We start from the raw sequence: 20,441 nt of genomic DNA, 5'->3' as shown, positions 1-20,441 counted from the left end.
TAAACTCATTATTTTTTATTGGTCAGCCAGATTATGCCCCATACTATACCTACTAAAGCAAGAGCGATGCCAAATCCTCCCAAAAAGGCATATAGCAAATAAGGCAGAATGATACTGATTACGATCCCGGTGATAGCTTTAAGAGGAGATGCCGCTACAACGGATGCGCCAATAAGAGAGTTGAAAAGTCGGGCCAGTCGTGTAAACATATCGATAGGGTGTGTTGAGGTGTTTAGACAGTTACGACATTGAGTACCAAAAGATTCAGAGTGAAAGAGTAAAGAAGTGATAAGTTGATGAATCAGATCTAATCTGCAGGTTTTCCATGGATCACTTTATCACCCATTACTTATTACTCAAGCTACAGCATGAATTTCGGTCTCATCAAAATTATAGAGCAGCTCAAGGATCGGATCTATCTCATCGTGCTGCATGATCTCCATACGCAGGTTCTTTCCATTCCTTATTCCTTTCAGGTATTGCCCGTAATGCTTTTTCATGATGATCACTCCATACCTCTCTCCCTGATGTTTTACAGAAAGACGAAGCTGCTCTGCACAGAGTTCAATACGTTCTCTTACGGTAGGTTCAGGAAGTAATTCACCGGTTTCCAGGTAATGCCGGGTTCGCTCAAAGATCCAGGGATTTCCAATAGCTCCTCGTCCTATCATAACCCCATCAACACCGGTTTCTTCAAACATTTTTTTGGCCAGTTCAGGGGAAGTTACATCACCGTTGCCGATAATTGGGATCTCGAGGCCGGGTGTATTCTTGAGCTTTTTAAGCCACCCCCAACGGGCATCCCCTTTATATTTTTGGGCACGGGTGCGCGCATGAACGGTCAAAGCTTTCACGCCAAGTTTTTGTAGCATCAGGGCCACTTCCTGAATTTTGATGGTATTATCATCCCAGCCAAGACGTGTTTTAACCGTGACCGGTTTATTCCTGACGGCATCCACCACGGTACCGGCCATTCGCTCCATCATTGCAAGGTCTTTAAGGCATCCTGCTCCGGCTCCTTTTTTAACCACTTTATAGACCGGGCACCCAAAATTGATATCAACCAAGTCAGGATTGTTGTTCTCAGCAACTTTTGCAGCACCTTCCATAGCTTCTTCACGGCCGCCAAATATCTGAACACCAAATGGACGTTCCATCTCATCAAAATCCATTTTATGCATGGCAATGTCGGAGTCGCGAATAAGAGCTTCGGAGCTAATGAATTCGGTAAATACGATATCAGCTCCTTTCTTACGACAGATTTGTCGGAATGGGGAGTCTGTAACATCCTCCATAGGTGCCAGGAATAGAGGTTGGTCAGGTAGTTGAATGGAATCGATGTTCATTATTTTTTTGAACAAGTTTTATTTGATTCAAATTGAGTTTGAAAGATACGGTATTTATCAGGGATTTATAAAAATGTAGAATGGAATACTATTGTAATAATTTTTATACGGGTGCATTTTTACTCCCATTCTATGCTTATGGAAATTATTTTATGATAAATTTCAACCATGTTAAGCCCGAAGCTTAATTTCCTGAAACTTCTCTTTAGCCATTTCCCTCATTTAGGCTTATATTTTCAGCCCACTTACTCACTCATGAAAACAAATTTTAAAAGGGAAAAAATTAATTATGTCACTTGGAATAAACAGTATCGAAGAACTTCTTGGGGATGAAGCTTCGGATCTTCTTGACCACAAATGTAAAACCATTAATACAGATCGGCTGATCAAGCCAAGTAAAAGTTATGTAGATGACGTCTGGTATCATTCCGATCGTAATAACAGGGTACTTCAAAACTTTCAAAGATTATTAAATAATGGTCGTTTAGGTGGAACCGGGTATTTATCAATCCTGCCTGTTGATCAGGGGATTGAGCATTCAGCCGGAGCATCTTTTGCAAAAAACCCGGATTATTTTGATCCCGATCACATTGTAAACCTTGCTATGGAAGCAGGTTGTAATGCAGTCGCATCAACTTTTGGAGCACTTGCTTCTGTTTCAAGAAAGTATGCACATAAGATTCCTTTCATCGTAAAGATCAATCACAATGAGTTGTTGACCTACCCGAACAATTACGATCAGATCATGTTCGGTTCTATCGATCAGGCTTTTGATATGGGAGCGGCTGCCGTTGGCGCCACGATCTATTTCGGGTCTGAAGAATCTAACAGACAGATCCAGGAAGTAGCCCAGGCTTTTGCTTATGCCCATGAACTGGGAATGGCAACTATACTTTGGTGCTATACTCGTAATAGCGCTTTTAAAGTAGATGGTGTTGATTACCATTCTTCAGCTGACCTGACCGGACAAGCGAATCATATTGGTACCACTCTTGGTGCAGATATTATCAAGCAAAAACAGCCCACAAACAATGGTGGTTATAAAGCATTGAATTCTGGTGATTCAAGTTACGGTAAATTGGATGAGCGAATTTATTCTGAACTTAGTTCAGATCACCCGATCGACTTGACTCGATATCAGGTAGCTAATTGCTTTATGGGACGTGCAGGTTTGATCAACTCAGGTGGAGCTTCCGGTAAAAACGATTTTGCTGATGCAGTTAAAACAGCTATAATTAACAAGCGTGCCGGCGGTATGGGCCTTATAAGTGGGCGGAAAGCATTTCAAAGACCACTGAAGGAAGGGGTTAAACTTCTGAATATGATTCAGGATGTTTACCTGAATGATGATATCACACTTGCTTAACAAGTAGGAACACATTGAGCCTTGCAGGAAATAGCCTGTAAGGCTTTTTTTATCTAAGCCATTCTGATTCAGGATATTATTTGAGTAGCGAAACAAAACATATTAAGCAGCCACAATCTCTGCTATCCCAGAAATATTTGATCATCTCCATCACCTTAAGTTTGGCGACTATGGCAGGAGTGATCTACTGGACCTATACCCCGGGTGTATTGGAGCACCTTGTGCCTAAAAGGTTGCCCGGACTGGTGATTGCGGTGGTGGTTTCACTGTTAAGGGTTTGGTTTTCAGCTGCCAAGATCCGATTTTTATCAGAGAAGAAGCTAGACTGGTTTGCTTCTGTACGAGTTGTATTGGCCTGGGATTTTACTTCCGCTGTAACCCCATCTACTATTGGTGGAGCTCCTATGGCAACTTACGCCATGACCAAGGAAGGTCTTAAATTAGGAGATGCCGGAGCTATTATATTATATGGAGTGTTACTTGACCAGCTTTGGTTTGCCATGGCCATTCCAATTCTTTTGTTTGCCGGGATATTTTATGAAGTGGTGCCTGCTGAAGTAGGCTTAGTGGGGGATGTTTCGATGGGTTTGCTTTATGTTGGACTTCTAAGTTATGCCGGTGTTTTGGCGTACGGAGTTCTTCGAAATCCGGCTGCAATAAAAAAAGTAGTGAAAGTGGTATTCAAACTTCCTGTGCTCAGAAATTTGAGTGACAAGATCGAAGTTGAAGCTGAGAACCTTGAGCAATATGCCCATCAGCTAAGGAAGAAGCCATTCAGTTTTTTGATGAAAGCTTTTTTTCTGTCAACAATGTCATGGATAATGAGAATTGCTTTACCGACTATCGTAGTTCTAAGTTTGCTGCCTGCTCCGGAAGTGTTATCCGTATTACGGAGCCTTGCCATGAATCTCGCTTTTCTGGTAGTGCCAACTCCAGGTGGAAGCGGCGGAGTTGAAGGATTGTTCGTGTTATTTCAGGGGCCACTGATTGCTCGGGAAGGATTTATAGGGCTGGCATTATTCTTATGGAGGATCATCAGTTATTATATCAGTGTTGGACTGGGAATCATGGCCACTACCTGGTACGTCAATCAGAAAGTAGTTGAAGTGATCCAGGAGGATTGATATGGCAAAGGTGAAAACTCAATATGAGTGTTCTAATTGCGGATATGTTTCCCCAAAATGGAATGGGAGCTGCCCCTCGTGCGGAGAATGGAATACGTTCACTGAAAAAACAGTCTCCAGGAAATCTTCCTCATCCCATAAAGCTAAAGTAGAAGGGTTGGAGTCAACAGCTGCGCCTCAAAAACTGGAGGATGTAGAAACTTCAGAAAAAACCCGTGTTAAAAGCAACATCTCGGAACTTGATCGTGTGTTGGGTGGGGGATTTTTACCCGGTTCCTATGTTTTGATAGGCGGTGAACCCGGAGTCGGAAAAAGCACTCTCACGCTGCAAATTGCCAAAGCCAGTCCTGAGTTGACCATACTTTATTGTGCAGGAGAAGAGTCGGCCGGGCAAATCAAACAACGTGCTGCCAGGCTTGGCGTAGAATCAGACAAGTTGTTGATATACAATGAAACGCAGGTGGATAACATCATTGCTGAAGCTCAGAAAATGCAGCCAGACCTGCTCATAGTAGATTCCATTCAAACGGTGTACAGGACAGAGTTATCAAGTATGCCGGGAAGTATTCAGCAGGTAAAAGAATGTGCCGCATTATTTCAACAACTGGCAAAGAAAAAGAATATTACCACGCTTGTGATAGGTCATGTTACCAAGGAAGGAGATATTGCAGGCCCAAGGGTTTTAGAACATATGGTAGATACCGTTCTGCAGTTTGAAGGAGACAAGCAGTACACCTATCGTTTACTTCGAAGCCTTAAAAATCGGTTTGGAGCTGCTCAGGAAGTAGGAGTATTTGAGATGAAATCGGATGGGCTGGTCGAAGTCTCCAATCCTTCAGAACTTTTTATTTCTGATAAAACTACCGGAATTAGCGGGAATGCTGTTGTCTGTACGATGGAAGGAACTCGTCCGCTTTTAATCGAGGTTCAGGCCCTTGTAACACCTTCATCCTATGGATCTCCTCAGCGAACAGCGAATGGGTTTGACCGAAACAGACTGGCACTGCTGTTGGCTGTTCTGGAAAAAAGAGTTGGCAAGAATTTTTCCAATCATGATGTATATCTGAATATAGCGGGTGGGTTTAAGCTGAACGATCCTGCAGGTGATCTTGGCGTTTGTTGCGCACTCGTTTCAAGTTTGATGGATGAACCTATCACTCCACAAATGGCATTTATCGGAGAAGTGGGGCTTGGGGGAGAAGTACGGACAGTTCCTCATTTGGAGCAGCGCGAAAAAGAAGCTAAGAAATTAGGCTATAAAGAGTTGGTTATGCCCGGTTCAAAACAAAAGAATGGGATCAGGTATTTACATGAGGCCATAAAAAAAGCCCTCAGGTAAAACCGGAGGGCTCGAATTCGTTACACTTCGTTTAGAAGTTGTCGCGATTGCGACGTCGTTGTTCTCGCTTGGCTTTTTTCAAAGCTTCGCGTCGCTCAACTGAAGGCTTCGTAAACTGTTGACGATCTTTGTATTCGTTGAGAACACGTGATCGGGTTACCAGTTTCTTGAAGCGGTTTATTGCGCGATCAACACTTTCGTTGTCTTTTACTTCGACTCCTAACATGAAGTATCACATCCTTTCTTTTAATTTTGTCCCATAATTGGGAACACTTAATATACAAACTCTTTCACTGTTTTGAAATAAGTAGAAACTGAAATTATTACTCTACGTTCTTATTAATGATCAGCTCATCAGGTATGCGTGATCCTAATACACCAATACCAAACAGGGCAAAGTCATATTTTGCAGGATCTTCCGGGTCAAGCATTTTCATTCTTTTTGTTAATTCAAGTACAGCTTTCCAATCATTTTGTTTGCGAGACAGAAGGCCAAGCTTACGTGCTTGTCGGGCTACATGAACATCCAAAGGAATTTTCAATTCAGAGGGTTTTATAAAACTCATAGTGCCTGGGTCAACGGGACTGTTCTTACGGATGACCCATCTCAAATACATATATAAGCGTTTAGCGGAGCTGTTCTTCTCGGTATTGGAAACATGTTTCCGTACTCGCTGTGGGATTTCAGGATGAAGAGTAAAGAATTGATCGTGAAAAACCGCGATCAATTCCCTTTTTTGAATTTTAGCCTGTTCAGCACAAAAAGCCCAAAATCTTTCAAAGGTTTGAAATTTCAACAAGATGGATTGAAGGGTTTTTGTCAGCCAATGTATGTCTATGGGTTTAAAAGTCCGGTGTTTAAATCCTTCAAAAACAGGAGTGTCACTTTCAGAATAATTCTGAATAAACTCATAAGGTTTATAATCCATTCGCTGAAGGAGGTCTTCAACTTTCGCATTCACAATATCCCGTCTGCCCCATGCCATAGTTGCTGCAAAAAACCCAGCTAGTTCTTTATCGGCCTTATCCTCAAAAGCATACATAAATTGTACCGGGTCATCATTGATATAATCAGGCTCTTCAATGTTAACTACCAGGTCATCCAGGAAAGGCTTCAATTTCAGAAGTTTTTTCTTAGAAATGGTTTTATACCTTTTTCTTTTTCGGGGCAATGAAATATAATAAGTTTATTGAAATTAGAGTTTTTTACTAGATCGCCGATAACGTAAAGGGGTAATACGGTAATTGTTCAAACATACAAACAAAACTCAGACAAATTGATTCAAAAGATCAACGAATGGTTTTTCTTAATGGTGGATAGGTATATGCATACCCACTATGGTGAACGGAAGCAAAAGTTGTTAGAAGGGCACGCTGATACTTTAGTTGAGATTGGGGCAGGTTACGGCGCCAATTTCAGGTATTTACGACCCGGCACAAAAGTGATCGTGATCGAGCCAAAGAGTTCGTTTAATGAGTTGCTGAGAAGAAGGGCAAAATATTACGGAGTAGAAGTGGAGATCCATAATTATGGAGCCGGAACAATGAATTTAAAAGATGAATCGGTTGATATGGTATTTGGAAGCATGGTTTTATGCTCTGTAGAAAATCAGGTAAAAGTGATTTTTGAGATCAAAAGAGTGCTAAAAGAAGAGGGAAAGTTTGTATTCCTGGAACATGTTAAAGCTGAAAGAGACACCTGGATATGTAAAGTTCAACATTTAGTAAAAAAACCCTGGAAATGGTTCTTTGATGGCTGCAATGTTAACCGCAACACCGGAAAAGTGATACAGAATGCACATTTTAGAAAAGTTGAGATCCAGGAATTTAATAGCAGAACGTTATTTGTGCCTATCATCCCACATGTTTGTGGAGTTGCCGTAAAATGATCAGGGTTCTTTTATAAGCTTTTCAGTGAGCATTTTATTGGCTTTAGGGAAAGGGTATTGCTCCAGTTCCTCACGTGTTACCCACCGGACTTCCTGACTTTCCCTGGGCTTAGGTGTTCCACTTAAAAGCGTACAAAACCATGCATGCATAGTAATGGAAAAGTGAGAATAGGTATGTTTTAAACTCATCAGTTCTTTGTAAGCTTTTACCTCAACTCCGAGTTCTTCCTTGAGCTCACGTTCAACCGTTTCTTGAATAGGCTCATTCTCTTTCTGTTTTCCTCCAGGAAATTCCCAAAGCCCACCCAACATAGCATTTTCTGGCCTCAGAGCAATTAATAGCTTCCCCTCTTTGCTTTCAATGATTCCGACTCCAATGGTGTGATGAGGTTTTTTCTTGGCTGGTGATTTATATGGAATAATATCCGTTTTGGCCATTTTTGATGCCACACAGCCTGTCTGTATAGGGCAATTTTCACAATCAGGATTCGACGGGGTGCAGACTTCAGAACCAAGCTCCATCAGTGCCTGATTGAAATCACCGGGCCGATCGTAGTCAATAAGTTTATTGGCAAATTCCTGAACTTTGTTTCGGGTTTTAGTGCTTCGGGTATCATCCTCAATACCAAAATAGCGGGTGAGTACGCGTATCACATTTCCGTCAACTACAGCATTGGGTTTGTTGAAAGCGATACTGGTTACAGCAGCCGCAGTATAAGGCCCTATGCCTTTCAGCTTAATGATCTCGGTATAGGATTCCGGCAGTTTTCCATCATATTCCTGAACTACCATCTTGGCAGCTGCGTGTAAATTCCGGGCTCTGCTATAATATCCAAGCCCTTCCCAGGCTTTCAATACCTGCTGTTGATCAGCATTAGCCAATTCAAAAACAGTAGGAAAAAGGGAAATGAAATTTCTGAAGTAAGGGGTGGCTTGATCAACCCTTGTTTGCTGAAGCATGATCTCAGATATCCAGATCTTGTAAGGATCGGGTTCATCCCGCCAGGGCATTGGTCGTTTGTGATATTGATACCATTTTAAAAGATGGGAAGAAAAATCAGAATTTTGCAAGATGGGTCTTAATATTTAGAATAGATATTATTCTTCACTGTCACGGGCAATGTCTAAAACTTTAAGAGTTACATCAATGGAGGAAGCGGCACCAAGCCTGTCGGTTGCTATGATCTTAAAAGTGGTCTCCCCAACCTGTCGTTCAGTTGGAGTCCAGGTAAATTCTCCTGTTTTCTCATTGATGGAAGCTCCGTCTGGCATATCAACTCCGATATATCTGACCAGTGAGTTACGTGGACTGTCAGGGTCAGTAGCTGAAAACTGAACCTCATATTCTTCATTCACTGCAATACTTGCTGAGCGTACGGGACTGAATCGAGGTGGTGAATTAAAGGATCGAACATCCACCACAAATCGGGTACTGTCAGATTCCCCTTCAGCATTGGTGGCTACAATATTGAACCAGTGATTGCCGACCTGATTTACATTAGGCTGCCAGTAAAATCCTTGTTTTCTGATCTTTGCATTGTCAACATTGGATCTGTAGGAAAACTCAACTTCATCAGACGGATAATTTGCTACCATCTCAAGACTCAATATCAATGGGCTGGGGTAGGTAATGATCTGGTTTGGTATCTCTTTGATCTTGAAATCAGCAGCTGTGACCTGATCTGTATTCAAAGAATCGACTCTCAGAAGAGCAGTAGAGATGTTATTATTTTCCGAGATCCATAGTTTATGAGTACTGTTAGCTATAAAGTTGCCTGCATTCCGGTCATTCTTCCAGATGCCTAAAGACCCGTTACTATCAGTTGCCCAAACCCGGCCGGAACTTGTTCTGGCAAAAATGCGGCCATTCCACCTGACAATATTTTGAACTTCTTCATTGGTAACACCAATACGTTTCCCGGTACCGGTTGATCGTATTTCAAAGATCTCTCCATTTGGAGTACTTCCCCAAACCTCATCTTCATCAATAAAAATATGGGAAAGTGAAGTTCGGAGATCGATCTCGCGTGACAATGATAAAGTCGAATCCTCCTGATCAAAAATAAGCAGAGAGGGTTCGTCCGTAAGTACGAAAAGCTGATTGCTGAATTCTGTAGAACGAATATCATATACAGATGCCCCTGAAATTTCATCTACAGCTACAAAAACCGGATCAGTGTCAACGGTCTCAGGAGTATCAAGTGAAACCATCCCAAGTCCGCGTTCACCCAAAGCAATATATAAACTGTTATTAATTCGAGCTGCTGCTTTGGGAGAATCGGGAAGATAGGTTGAGGAATAGACACCGAGTGGTGAAGTAGGTTCAAGCACAGTCAAGCGGTTTGAATCGCCAAATAAATAAGCAAAACGAATATCACTCATGATCTTATTACCACGGCGTTGCATGCCGGAAGATGTGTAAAGCCATTGCAGTGAATCGGGGTAGGCGCGAAAAACAGCCATACCTTCTTGATCCGATAGGATATATAGATGAGTGGGGGAACTTTCCATTGCCACAACGTCAGGGATCTCCATGAGGCGGCTATAATCCTGAATGATTCTTTCCTGAGCATGAATACTGAACTCAAATAGAAAGAAGGAGATTAAAAAGAGCGTGATCTTAGCAGTCATATTAATCATACTATAACCAATTATGCATTTTATACCAATGGATCGTTCTTGAAATACCTTCGGCCAAAGATACTTTCGGACGGTAATCTAATTCTTTTTCAGCTTTTTCGGAGGTGCAAGTCCATTCCAAAATTAGTTCATTAGCTTTTTCCTTGTTTACAACGGGATATACTCCAAATAATGTCGCAACATTTTCAATAATACCGGCTACTTTTTTGACGATACTCGGTTTTATTTTAAGCGGGATCAATTTTTTACCCAATACTCTGGAGGTAATTCCCTTGATCTCATTCCAGGAATGTGTGCCCTCACCAGAAATATAGTACGTATAAACTCCGGTGTCTTTTTTGTTGGCGGCCAGTAATATTCCATCAACGAGATCACTTACATAGACCATAGATACTCTCGGATTGTTCCCATCTCCTACAATTGGGCAAATACCTCTGGTACAGGATTTAAAAAAAGAATAGATCTGGTCTTCTCTTGGCCCATACACTGCAGGGGGGCGTATGATCTTTATGCTGTCATTTTTAGATGCTGCAGTTCTGACTCTTGCTTCCATCTCCATTTTTGATTTCCCGTACATACTCACAGGCTCCATGGGTTCATCTTCTTTTTTTGGTGAGCCGTTACTTGGTCCTGCTGCCGCCAAAGACGATAGAATAACAATATTGTTAACACCTTTCTTCTGAGCAAGACGAACGAGGTTTTCGGTAGCATCCACATTTGCTAGAGTAAACTCTTTTTTTGAAGGAGCTTTGACAATAGCGGCTACATGGAAAAGTACATCAACTCCTTCCAAACCCTTTCCTAATGCTTTGAGGTCGTTGAGGTCTCCCTTAATAGTTTTGAACGATAATCCGGAAAGCCATTTTGGTTCACTTCTAACCAAACATTGCACCTCACTGTATTCGGGTGAATTGATGATAGCTTCTACTAAGTGACTCCCAATAAAACCTGTTCCTCCGGTTACAAAGGCTTTCATTAATTTCCTTATATTTAAAGATTATTTGGACTGAATAGATATAATTGTAAGAATCATCGCAGGGCTCCTAAGATACAAATATGCCGTCTGCTTTTAAATATTTATGAAAGAATTACGAGTCGCCCTTTTTACAGGTAATTATAATCACATTAAAGATGGTGTTTCCCTCACTTTAAATCGGTTGGTAAAGTTTTTGGAGGAGCAGGATATACCTGTATTGGTATTTGGGCCTACCATCGAGGAGCCGGAACTGGAACACAACGGAAGATTAGTCACGCTACCCTCCATGAGAATGCCCGTCTCAGGTCGGGGGGAATACAGAGTTACAACCGGAATGTCTGTTCAGGCTGAAAAAGAATTGGAAGCGTTCAGTCCAACGCTCATTCATATAGCAACTCCGGATCTTGGTGGTTTAAGAGCATTGAAATGGGCACAGAAAAATAATGTTCAGGTGGTAGGATCCTATCACACCCATTTCACCAGTTACTTTAAATATTACGGGCTCACCCCCATTGAATTCATTGCCTGGAGATATTTAAGCTGGTTTTACAACTCATGCACGCACGTGTATGTGCCCTCAAGGTCTATGATCGAGGAGCTGATCCCTGAGGGTTTTGATACGGATATGAGGATCTGGGCGCGGGGGGTGAATACGAATTTATTCTCCCCGGAAAAAAGAGATGAGTCGTGGCGTAATTCTCTGGGGTTCTCTGAAGATGACATTGTGGTTACCTTTGTATCGCGGCTAGTGTGGGAAAAAGAGTTGGATACCTTTAGGTATAGCGTTCAACAAATGGCAGCTACTAATAAACATGTAAAAGCATTAGTAGTGGGAGATGGCCCTGCTAAAGAAGAATTGCAAAAACTGATGCCGGAGGCAACATTTACCGGATTCCTGGAGGGTGAAGATCTTGCCAAAGCTTATGCAAGCAGTGATATTTTCCTTTTCCCCTCACACACTGAAACCTTCGGAAATGTAACTTTGGAAGCCATGAGCAGTGGCTTGCCATGTTTGGTTGCAGATGCTACCGGAAGTAAATCACTTGTTGAGCATGGTATTAATGGATGCCTTGCTGAATCTGAAAATAAAGGTGACTTTGCGAAAAAACTTTCCCTGATAGTTTCTGATAAAGAGCTTCGGGATAAGATGAGAAAAGCCTCTCGCAATAAAGCTTTGAGCTATGAATGGGATGAAATTAATAGTCGTCTCGTTGATAATTATAAAGAAGCGTTGAGTGAGCCAGCACCCAGAAATTATTTTTAAAAAGACAGTATTTAGTAGATGAAGATCGTTGACGTAGCAGAATTTTATACAGACCAGGGTGGTGGAGTTAAAACCTACATCAACCAAAAGCTGAAATTTGGCTCCGAATTGGGGCATGAAGTGGTGATTGTAGCACCCGGAAAGGATTGGGGAGAAGAAGAGAGGCATGGCGGACGTGTAATATGGGTGAAAGGCCCAAGACTCCCGGTCGATTGGCGGTATTATATCTTATGGAGAGAGAAAGCTGTTCATAAGATCCTGGATCAGGAGCAACCCGATATTGTAGAGGGGTCTTCGCCGTGGACGGGAGGTTGGTTTGCAGGTCGCTGGAAGGGGGATGCTGTGAAAACATTTATATTTCATCAAGACCCCGTTGCAGCCTATCCACATACATTTTTTGGGAGCACCTTTGGATTTGATCGGGTTGATAAGTTCTTTGGCTTTTACTGGAAATATCTTCAAAATCTAAGCAATCGTTTTGATGCTACGGTGGTGAGTGGGGAGTGGCTAGCTGATCGAATTGACAACTATGGGGTCCATAATCCAATTCCTGTTCCATTCGGGATTGATAAGGATTTCTTCTCACCCCAAAGAAGAGATGAAAAATTAAGAACGAAATTACTGGCTGACTTTGGACTTCCCGAAACAGCCCATTTGATGATAGCTATCAGCAGGCATCATCCGGAAAAGAGATTAGGTACCATTATCGACGGTTTCAAAGCGGCATCAAAAAAGGCGCCAATGGCACTTATGATATTTGGCGATGGACCGATCCGCGCATATGTGAACCGAAAAGCAAGTACTTCTGATCATGTCAAGGTGATGGGGTTTACCGATAATCGGGATCAGCTGGCAGATATTTTAGCATCCTCAGATTATTTTGTTCATGGTTCTGCTGCAGAAACCTATGGTATTGTCGTCGCTGAAGCTGTGTGCAGTGGGCTGCCGGTTTTAGTACCCAGAAGAGGAGGGGCCGCTGATATCTCAAATCCTGATATTGGTGAGACCTATGAAACTGGGAATGCAAGCTCTTTCACTGAAAACCTCCTCAGCTTAATTCAAAAAGACAGAAAAAAATTGGTCGAAGCCACAAAATTGGCGGCAGAAAAAGATATCGTAACCATGCGAGGACACTTTGAGTTGTTATTTAAAAGATATCAGGAATTATTGGATAAGGACCGAAGTTCTGTATAAAATATTTACTAAAAGTACATGGATAAGAAAATTGAGATGTAATTCAGTAGCAGACCAATAATTTTCTTATCTTTTACACGATAATTTTAAACCTATGTCAGCAGCCGGTAGTTAACAGTATCTTTTCTAAAATTTGATTGAGATTTAATACCGGCTTAATTTTGATATTTATCTAGAATCTTTGTTAAGGAATTAGCGAATGGCCGATCAAAAATCCAGCGCCACAAAATCAGATATTTTTTCCAAAGCCTTTAATTTTACGAAGGCCGATGAAGTTAAAGAAATGGGGCTCTATCCCTATTTCAAACCACTTGAAGCTACAGACGGTACTGTTGTAGAAATCGAAGGAAGAAAAGTGATCATGGCAGGCTCCAATAATTATCTGGGGCTCACCAACGATCAGCGTACCATTAAAGCGGCACAAGAGGCTCTTACCAAATATGGAACGGGTTGTACCGGTTCCAGGTATCTTAATGGTACACTTGATAGCCACCTTGAGTTGGAAGAGAAACTCGCAGACTTCATGGGTAAAGAAGGGTGTGTACTATTTAGCACCGGATATCAAACCAATGAAGGTGCTATACAGACCATAGCTGACCGTAAGGATATTATTTTCTCTGATAAGGATAACCATGCATGTATTGTGATGGGAACACTTGCTGCAAATGCAAAGACAGTCCGGTATCAACACAATGATATGGATCACTTGAGAAAATTACTGGAACGAGCTGATCCTGATGCCGGAAAGATCATTGTAACAGATGGCGTTTTCTCTATGTCCGGGACACTGGCTAAAGTACCGGAATTAGTGAAGCTGGCGAAAGAGTTTAACGCCCGGCTTTATCTGGATGATGCTCATGCTGTTGGAGTTATTGGAAAAGGCGGTCGCGGTTCTGCTTCAGTATTTGATCTCACAGATGAAGTGGATTTGATTAGTGGGACCTTTTCAAAGTCATTTGCTTCATTGGGTGGTTTTTTAGTGGGTGACCGACCTGTAATTGAATATATTCGTCACAAGTCTCCTGCTCATATTTTTAGTGCATCTATGCCTCCCGCTAATGTTGCGACTGTTCTTAAAGCGCTTGAAATTTTACAGGAAGAACCATGGAGACTTGAGCGTTTGGAAGAAATTGCTAATTACATGCGCAAAGAACTTCGTGGATTAGGTTTTAACGTATGGAGTAGCCAGAGCCCGATCATCCCGGTAGTTATCGGAGAGATGATGGATTGCTTTAAATTCTGGAAAGATCTCTTTGAAGAAGGGGTTTATACCAATGCTGTGGTTCCTCCGGCTGTACCTCAGGGACAATCACTATTGAGAACCAGCTATATGGCAAGCCACACCGATGAACACCTGGATCAGATCCTTGAAGGATTTCGTAAGGTTGGTTTAAAGCATGGTATTATTGACAGAAACGGCCACTCCAACATCTCAGAATAAATATCAAAAGGCTATATGAATAGTTCCGGGGTCACCTTCGTTTCTAGCGATGATGAAAAGAAGAGATTTATAAATTTCATATATCCTTTCTATAAAAATGAAAAGCATTGGGTACCACCCCTTCGTATAGATCAGAAAAAGCTAATCAACACTGAAAAGAATCCTTTTTTCAACAACGCAGAGATCGCACTGTTTTTGGCAGAAAAAGATGGAAAGGACGTAGGCAGAATTGCTGCCATAATTGATCACAGGTATAATGATTACCATAGTACCAAAATGGGTCATTTTGGTTTTTTTGAGTGTATTGATGATCAGCATACTGCCAACTTATTATTTCGGGTAGCATCAGATTGGTTGCGTGACAGGGGAAGGAATAAGGTAATGGGTCCGGCAAATCCAGGCATGATGGACACCATCGGTGTTTTGATAGATGGCTTTGATAAGGATCCCTATGTGATGATGCCATATAACCTCCCTTACTATGATGAACTTATAAAAAACGCCGGCTTTGAAAAGGCCATGGACCTGTTTGCTTATCTTATAGATACAGAGACGGTATCTGTTGACAGAATGAGGCGCTCAGAAAAAGTTGTAAAGCATCGTCTTCCCAACGTAGATATAAGACCGGTGAATCTTAAAAAGATGGACCAAGAGATCAAGATGGTTCAGCGAATTTTCAATGCCACCTGGAAGAATAATTGGGGATTTATTCCTCTTAGTGAAGAGGAAATTACAGCCCTTGGAAAAGATCTTAAACTAATTATTGATACAGACTACGCACATGTTGCCGAGATTGAAGGCGAGCCTGTGGCATTTTCAATTGGAATTCCCAATATCAATAAGATCCTGAAATCTATGAATGGACGGCTATTTCCATTTGGAATATTTAAACTGCTTTGGAAAAAACGCAAACTGAATGAGCTCAGAACAGCTCTTATGGGGGTTCTTCCGGAATATCAGGGTAAAGGCATTGATGCATTACTGCATTTAAGATCCATAAACAATGGAATAGAAAGCGGTAATAAAACAACTTCTGAAATGAGTTGGATCTTAGAGACGAATACTGAAATGATTCGGGTAGCAGAACGTATAGGAGGCAGGCTCGACAAAACCTACCGGATGTACTCAAAAGAGCTTTGATCTGCTATTCAGGTTTAACATCCACTTCACAATATCTACATAGTTTTTCCTTATTTTTTTAAGGCTGTGAATAAAATCATTTACCAGTAATTAGATTGAATTTTACAGCTGCAATTTTCAACTAAAGATCATATAGAACGATGAGCGAATATCGCATTGAGAAAGATTCCATGGGTGAAGTTAAAGTTCCAAAAAAAGCTTTATATGGAGCACAAACCCAACGGGCACATGATAACTTCCCAATCAGTGGCATTAAGTTCAGCCGCGAATTCATTGAGGCTTTGGGATATGTTAAGAAATCGGCCGCCGCTGTTAATGCCGATCTTGGTCTTCTGGATAAAGAAGTTACAAAAGCGATTGAAGCTGCTGCTCAGGAAGTCATCGAAGGACTCCATGATAAAGAATTTGTGATCGATATTTTTCAAACCGGTTCAGGGACTTCCACCAACATGAATTCAAATGAGGTAATCGCTCATCGGGCTAATGAACTGAAGAAGAATCTGGACGTGGATATTCATCCCAACGACCACATCAATTATGGGCAGAGTTCAAATGATGTGATTCCGACTACTATTCGCGTTGCTGCGGTTAAAGCGGTCAATAATAACTTAATACCGGCGCTGGAGCACCTTCAAAAAACTTTTCTGGAAAAAGGGAAAGAGTATGCTGAAGTTGTAAAAACAGGCCGTACACATTTAATGGATGCCATGCCGGTAACTATCGAGCAGGAGTTCGGTGGATATGCCCGTCAGGTAGAGTTGGGTGTCAAACGCGTTAAATCTGCACTTGAAAGAATTTCAGAACTGCCACAAGGTGGAACTGCGGTAGGAACCGGGATCAACACCCACAAAGATTTTGGTAAGAAATTTGCGACTAAGATCTCAGAACTGACCGGTGAAAAATTCACCGAAGCCGAAAACCATTTTGAAGCACAGGCAACAGTAGATGCTCCCGTTGAACTCAGCGGACAGCTAAAAACTATTGCGGTTGGTTTAATGAAGATCGGCAATGATCTGCGCTGGATGAATTCAGGCCCGAATAGTGGTATTGGTGAAGTTGAGCTGGCAGCCCTTCAGCCCGGCTCATCCATTATGCCGGGGAAAGTGAACCCGGTAATTGAAGAATCACTCACTATGGTGTGTGCACAAGTAATTGGGAATGATTCGGCTATCACTATTGGCGGACAGGCAGGAAATTTTGAGCTAAATGTAATGTTGCCTGTAGTGGCTCATAACCTTCTTGAATCTATTCAGATACTGGCTAATGCGGCAAGGAATCTGGCTGACCGTTCAGTTTCAAGATTGAAGGTGAAGAAAGAGGCTATTGCAGATATGGTTGGACGTAATCCAATTTTGGTAACAGCACTCAACCCGATCATCGGATATGATCTGGCCGCGAAGATAGCAAAGAAGGCATTCGCAGAAAGCCGGCCTTTGAAAGAAGTGGCTAAGGAAATGACCGACCTTACGGATGAGGAGCTTGATAAAGCACTTGATCCGATCAAGATGACGAAAGGCGGATTTACTGAGTAATTTATTAAAGGGTTGCCGTGTGATTATCAGTTTGTACTGGTAATTCTAAACTCAAAATTAACTCAGATTTAACGTGAAAAGAACGATAGAGGCAGTGGGGACTGTTTCATAAAAAAGCGCTTTTCCGTATACTATCGCCCCTTTTGGAAGGGCGCTTTCCTAAACCAGAACAAAAATTTTACAATGGCTCAAGCAAAAGAAAAGACGACAAAGAAGAAGTTTACCGCTGCTCAGAAGAAAGAGATCTTAGCTGATTTTAAATTGGGCTGGGTCAGCCGGCATATGTCGTTGATCGGAAGAAAGGAAGTGCTTACCGGTAAAGCCAAATTCGGAATTTTCGGTGATGGTAAAGAGATACCTCAGATCGCATTAGCCAAACAATTTCAGGATGGTGATTTTCGTTCCGGTTATTATCGTGATCAAACCATAATGTTAGCTATTGATCATGTGACTCCTCAGCAGTTATTTGCACAGCTTTATGCTCATGCTGATGTTGAAGCCGATCCCAGTTCCGCAGGCCGTCAAATGAATTCACATTTTGCCAGCCGTCTTATTGACGAGGAAGGAAATTGGGTCGATCAGACCAAAACGAAGAATACCTCTTCAGATATTTCCCCCACAGCAGGACAAATGGCTCGTCTTTTAGGATTAGCGCAAGCCTCCAAGGTCTATAGAAATGAGAAAGCGCTAAAGGGTAAAGAGTGGAAAAAGTTTTCCAACAAAGGAAATGAGATCGCTTTTGGTACTATAGGTGATGCAAGTACATCGGAAGGTATATTTTGGGAAGCTATCAATGCCGGAGGCGTGCTTCAAATTCCTATGGTCGTTTCAGTATGGGATGATGGTTTTGGTATATCTGTTGCCAAAAAATACCAAACTACCAAGGAAAGTATCTCTGAAGTACTAAGTGGATTTCAGCGAACTGAAGATAAGGATGGATATGAGATCCTGACTGTAAAGGCCTGGGATTATGAGGCCTTGATAGATACATACGAAAAAGCAGCTAAGATCGCCCGGGAAGAACATGTGCCTGTACTTGTTCATGTTCAGGAAGTTACACAGCCACAAGGGCATTCCACTTCCGGTTCTCACGAGCGTTATAAGGATGAAGAAAGATTAAAATTTGAAGAAGAATATTGCTGTCTTGATCGATTTAGAAAATGGATCCTTGATAACAAGATTGCGACTAAGAAGAAACTGGACGAGCTGGAACAAGAAGCTCAGGACGAGGTGAATGAGGCTAAAACTGCGGCATGGAAAGCTTTCATGGATCCGATCAAGGAAGAAAAAGCAAAAGTAATTGAGCTCATCAATAAGTTGAAAGAAGAGTCCGGAGTTGAGAAGTTAGGCGAGTACGCCAAAAATTTAAAGAATTATCCTACAGCGATACGTAAAGATATTCTATCTGCAGCACGAAAATCATTAGTGGCTACTGCAGGTAAGAAAAGTTCAGCCAGGGATGAATTAACAGAATGGGTCAGTAAATCGCGTGAGGAGAATGCAGAACGGTATAATTCTCATTTATACAGTGAGACCCCTAAGTCGCCATTAAACGTTGAGGAAGTAAAACCTGAGTACGAGGATAAGCCAAAGCGCGTAGATGGCCGTATGGTGATCCGGGAAAACTTTGATAAACTATTTGAGAAGCACCCTAATGTCCTTGTTTTTGGGGAAGATTCAGGAAAACTGGGTGATGTGAATAAAGGCCTTGAAGGCATGCAGGATAAATACGGTGAGATCCGTGTAAGCGATGCCGGCATCCGTGAAGCAACTATTTTGGGTCAGGGAATTGGAATGTCCATCCGTGGATTGCGCCCGATTGCAGAGATCCAATACCTGGATTATCTGCTGTATTGCTTCCAGGGAATTTCGGATGATCTGGCTACGATTCGATACCGAACAAAAGGGGGGCAAGCTGCACCGCTTATAATTCGAACTCGTGGTCACAGGCTGGAAGGGATCTGGCACTCAGGATCACCAATGGGTATGATCATTAACGGAGCGCGTGGAGTACATTTGTGTGTACCGAGAAACCTCACAGAAGCTGCCGGTTTTTATAACACACTGATGCAGGGAGATGATCCTGCAATCATTGTAGAACCGCTTAATGGCTATCGCCTCAAAGAAAATATGCCATCCAACATCGGAGAATTTACGACTCCGCTTGGAAAGCCGGAAGTTGTGAATGAAGGAACTGATATTACAGTCGTTTCATACGGTTCCACTTTTAATATTGTTGAAAGTCTAATCCCTCAGTTGGAGGAAGTTGGAATTTCTGTAGAACTGATCGACGTCAGGACGTTATTGCCCTTCGATCTTGATCATGTGATCGGGAAGTCGCTCAGAAAGACCAACCGATTATTGGTTGTAGATGAAGATGTTCCGGGCGGAGCCTCTGCATATATAATGCAGAAAGTGCTGGAAGAGCAGGATGGTTATTTCAATCTCGACTCTGAGCCAAAATGTTTAGCCGCTCACGACCATCGCCCTGCTTATGCTTCCGATGGAGATTATTTCAGCAAGCCCAATGCGGAAGATATTTTCGAGAGTATATATGGAATTATGAGGGAAGCCGATCCTGAGAATTATCCGGCTATTTATTGAAAGGGGGCTAGTAGCTTTCAGTTTGGGGATCTCTTAAGTCTTTAGCGAGACTAAAAATTCTTATTGAGTAATACAGCTTGACGAGCGGTGACTTAAGAGCTGCGGAAGCTGTAACCTTTTCTTAAAAAAGCTTAGTTGCCCTTTATGGAAGTCGGAGACTTCCTGAGCATTGACTTGTCAGTCTCCGCATCCGCTAAAGACTGACAAGATCATTGGTGGCTTTTTATTTTCGGGAGTTTTTTTGAAGGTGCAGTGCAATTTCTCCATTTGATTCCTTCATTCAAATCCTGCATACTTAGCCGGAATAAAACTATGGAGGTTACAAAAGATGTCAGAACGAGATCTAAAAGGTTACTGGAAGAGAAACCTTAAATACCTGGGGATACTTCTCAGTATCTGGTTCACTGTTTCCTATGGGTTTGGGATCTTACTCGCACCTGCACTCAACGAGATACAAATGGGTGGGTTTAAGCTCGGTTTTTGGTTTGCCCAACAAGGATCTATTTATACTTTTGTCGTTCTGATCTTCGTATATGTCTATCTGATGAACAAGCTGGATCAGGAATTTAAAGTGCAGGAGGACTGA

18 protein-coding genes are annotated in these 20,441 nt (G+C 42.0%); 11 read left to right on the top strand and 7 right to left on the bottom strand.

From position 1 onward, the window contains the following. Nucleotides 1-8: 8 nt before the first annotated feature. Together ACFSVN_RS09735 and dusB are read right to left on the bottom strand one after the other, a co-directional pair. Entirely contained in the window at nt 9-209 is a 201-nt protein-coding gene (locus ACFSVN_RS09735) for a hypothetical protein (RefSeq protein ID WP_390301701.1), read from the bottom strand. A 147-nt stretch (nt 210-356) separates the two neighbouring features. Then, nucleotides 357-1,346 (bottom strand): tRNA dihydrouridine synthase DusB, encoded by a 990-nt coding sequence (dusB, locus tag ACFSVN_RS09730; protein WP_390301698.1) that lies wholly within the window; start codon nt 1,344-1,346, stop codon nt 357-359. 289 nt (nt 1,347-1,635) lie between these two features. Between dusB and ACFSVN_RS09725 the strand changes: the two genes are divergently transcribed. The 3 genes from ACFSVN_RS09725 to radA all read left to right on the top strand — a co-directional run bounded on the left by ACFSVN_RS09725 (nt 1,636) and on the right by radA (nt 5,175). Beyond that, on the top strand, nt 1,636-2,712 hold the full coding sequence (locus ACFSVN_RS09725; protein WP_390301695.1) for a class I fructose-bisphosphate aldolase: 1,077 nt from the start codon (nt 1,636-1,638) through the stop codon (nt 2,710-2,712). Nucleotides 2,713-2,792: 80 nt separating this feature from the next. After that, a complete protein-coding gene (locus tag ACFSVN_RS09720) occupies nt 2,793-3,836 on the top strand; it encodes a lysylphosphatidylglycerol synthase transmembrane domain-containing protein (protein ID WP_390301692.1) in 1,044 nt (347 codons plus the stop codon). Nucleotide 3,837: 1 nt separating this feature from the next. Next, the gene (gene radA, locus ACFSVN_RS09715) at nt 3,838-5,175 is read left to right on the top strand and encodes a DNA repair protein RadA (RefSeq protein ID WP_390301689.1); all 1,338 of its coding nucleotides are present in this window, start codon (nt 3,838-3,840) and stop codon (nt 5,173-5,175) included. Nucleotides 5,176-5,206: 31 nt separating this feature from the next. Here radA and rpsU read toward each other — a convergent pair whose 3' ends face one another. Next, nucleotides 5,207-5,401, bottom strand: a complete 195-nt coding sequence (gene rpsU, locus ACFSVN_RS09710) for a 30S ribosomal protein S21 (RefSeq protein WP_390301686.1) — start codon at nt 5,399-5,401, stop codon at nt 5,207-5,209. Between the two features lie 97 nt (nt 5,402-5,498). After that, nucleotides 5,499-6,347: a TIGR02757 family protein gene (locus ACFSVN_RS09705; protein ID WP_390301683.1), complete on the bottom strand. Its 849-nt coding sequence runs from the start codon at nt 6,345-6,347 to the stop codon at nt 5,499-5,501. Nucleotides 6,348-6,452: 105 nt separating this feature from the next. On the opposite strand from ACFSVN_RS09705, the gene ACFSVN_RS09700 reads away from it, so the two are divergent. Next, complete coding sequence (locus tag ACFSVN_RS09700) at nt 6,453-7,064, top strand: class I SAM-dependent methyltransferase (RefSeq protein WP_390301680.1); 612 nt, start codon at nt 6,453-6,455, stop codon at nt 7,062-7,064. Here the strand turns inward: ACFSVN_RS09700 and mutY are convergent, their stop codons facing one another. The 3 genes from mutY to ACFSVN_RS09685 are packed head-to-tail and all read right to left on the bottom strand — an operon-like array spanning nt 7,065 to nt 10,680. Further along, nucleotides 7,065-8,135 carry an A/G-specific adenine glycosylase gene (gene mutY / locus ACFSVN_RS09695; protein ID WP_390301677.1) on the bottom strand — a complete coding sequence of 357 codons (1,071 nt, stop codon included), beginning with the start codon at nt 8,133-8,135 and terminating at the stop codon, nt 7,065-7,067. A gap of 27 nt (nt 8,136-8,162) precedes the next feature. Beyond that, nucleotides 8,163-9,695 carry an Ig domain-containing protein gene (locus ACFSVN_RS09690; RefSeq protein ID WP_390301674.1) on the bottom strand — a complete coding sequence of 511 codons (1,533 nt, stop codon included), beginning with the start codon at nt 9,693-9,695 and terminating at the stop codon, nt 8,163-8,165. A gap of 10 nt (nt 9,696-9,705) precedes the next feature. Then, nucleotides 9,706-10,680: an NAD-dependent epimerase/dehydratase family protein gene (locus ACFSVN_RS09685; RefSeq protein ID WP_390301671.1), complete on the bottom strand. Its 975-nt coding sequence runs from the start codon at nt 10,678-10,680 to the stop codon at nt 9,706-9,708. 103 nt (nt 10,681-10,783) lie between these two features. Here ACFSVN_RS09685 and ACFSVN_RS09680 point away from each other — a divergent pair, with 103 nt between their 5' ends. From ACFSVN_RS09680 to ACFSVN_RS09650, 7 genes are all read left to right on the top strand, one after another. After that, nucleotides 10,784-11,944, top strand: a complete 1,161-nt coding sequence (locus ACFSVN_RS09680) for a glycosyltransferase family 4 protein (protein WP_390301668.1) — start codon at nt 10,784-10,786, stop codon at nt 11,942-11,944. 18 nt (nt 11,945-11,962) lie between these two features. Continuing rightward, nucleotides 11,963-13,138 carry a glycosyltransferase gene (locus ACFSVN_RS09675; protein ID WP_390301665.1) on the top strand — a complete coding sequence of 392 codons (1,176 nt, stop codon included), beginning with the start codon at nt 11,963-11,965 and terminating at the stop codon, nt 13,136-13,138. 199 nt (nt 13,139-13,337) lie between these two features. Beyond that, nucleotides 13,338-14,579 carry an aminotransferase class I/II-fold pyridoxal phosphate-dependent enzyme gene (locus ACFSVN_RS09670; RefSeq protein WP_390301662.1) on the top strand — a complete coding sequence of 414 codons (1,242 nt, stop codon included), beginning with the start codon at nt 13,338-13,340 and terminating at the stop codon, nt 14,577-14,579. 15 nt (nt 14,580-14,594) lie between these two features. Then, nucleotides 14,595-15,719 (top strand): GNAT family protein, encoded by a 1,125-nt coding sequence (locus ACFSVN_RS09665; RefSeq protein ID WP_390301660.1) that lies wholly within the window; start codon nt 14,595-14,597, stop codon nt 15,717-15,719. Nucleotides 15,720-15,859: 140 nt separating this feature from the next. Then, on the top strand, nt 15,860-17,251 hold the full coding sequence (locus ACFSVN_RS09660) for a class II fumarate hydratase (protein ID WP_390301657.1): 1,392 nt from the start codon (nt 15,860-15,862) through the stop codon (nt 17,249-17,251). Nucleotides 17,252-17,434: 183 nt separating this feature from the next. Beyond that, on the top strand, nt 17,435-19,855 hold the full coding sequence (locus ACFSVN_RS09655; protein ID WP_390301654.1) for an alpha-ketoacid dehydrogenase subunit alpha/beta: 2,421 nt from the start codon (nt 17,435-17,437) through the stop codon (nt 19,853-19,855). Nucleotides 19,856-20,183: 328 nt separating this feature from the next. Beyond that, nucleotides 20,184-20,441 (top strand): DUF4212 domain-containing protein, encoded by a 258-nt coding sequence (locus ACFSVN_RS09650; RefSeq protein WP_390301651.1) that lies wholly within the window; start codon nt 20,184-20,186, stop codon nt 20,439-20,441.

Origin of the sequence: Gracilimonas halophila (assembly GCF_042684365.1) — a bacterium.
GTDB lineage: Bacteria > Bacteroidota > Rhodothermia > Balneolales > Balneolaceae > Gracilimonas > Gracilimonas halophila.
Note: the sequence above shows the minus strand (reverse complement) of the source record. Positions and strands in the feature narration are given on the sequence as shown.

Excerpts from the sequence above, each read along its gene's own strand:
- ACFSVN_RS09735 (WP_390301701.1), bottom strand. The coding sequence starts at position 209 with ATGTTTACACGACTGGCCCGACTTTTCAACTCTCTTATTGGCGCATCC.
- dusB (WP_390301698.1), bottom strand. The coding sequence starts at position 1,346 with ATGAACATCGATTCCATTCAACTACCTGACCAACCTCTATTCCTGGCA.
- ACFSVN_RS09725 (WP_390301695.1), top strand. The coding sequence starts at position 1,636 with ATGTCACTTGGAATAAACAGTATCGAAGAACTTCTTGGGGATGAAGCT.
- radA (WP_390301689.1), top strand. The coding sequence starts at position 3,838 with ATGGCAAAGGTGAAAACTCAATATGAGTGTTCTAATTGCGGATATGTT.
- rpsU (WP_390301686.1), bottom strand. The coding sequence starts at position 5,401 with ATGTTAGGAGTCGAAGTAAAAGACAACGAAAGTGTTGATCGCGCAATA.
- ACFSVN_RS09690 (WP_390301674.1), bottom strand. The coding sequence starts at position 9,695 with ATGACTGCTAAGATCACGCTCTTTTTAATCTCCTTCTTTCTATTTGAG.
- ACFSVN_RS09685 (WP_390301671.1), bottom strand. The coding sequence starts at position 10,680 with ATGAAAGCCTTTGTAACCGGAGGAACAGGTTTTATTGGGAGTCACTTA.
- ACFSVN_RS09680 (WP_390301668.1), top strand. The coding sequence starts at position 10,784 with ATGAAAGAATTACGAGTCGCCCTTTTTACAGGTAATTATAATCACATT.
- ACFSVN_RS09675 (WP_390301665.1), top strand. The coding sequence starts at position 11,963 with ATGAAGATCGTTGACGTAGCAGAATTTTATACAGACCAGGGTGGTGGA.
- ACFSVN_RS09670 (WP_390301662.1), top strand. The coding sequence starts at position 13,338 with ATGGCCGATCAAAAATCCAGCGCCACAAAATCAGATATTTTTTCCAAA.
- ACFSVN_RS09665 (WP_390301660.1), top strand. The coding sequence starts at position 14,595 with ATGAATAGTTCCGGGGTCACCTTCGTTTCTAGCGATGATGAAAAGAAG.
- ACFSVN_RS09660 (WP_390301657.1), top strand. The coding sequence starts at position 15,860 with ATGAGCGAATATCGCATTGAGAAAGATTCCATGGGTGAAGTTAAAGTT.
- ACFSVN_RS09655 (WP_390301654.1), top strand. The coding sequence starts at position 17,435 with ATGGCTCAAGCAAAAGAAAAGACGACAAAGAAGAAGTTTACCGCTGCT.
- ACFSVN_RS09650 (WP_390301651.1), top strand. The coding sequence starts at position 20,184 with ATGTCAGAACGAGATCTAAAAGGTTACTGGAAGAGAAACCTTAAATAC.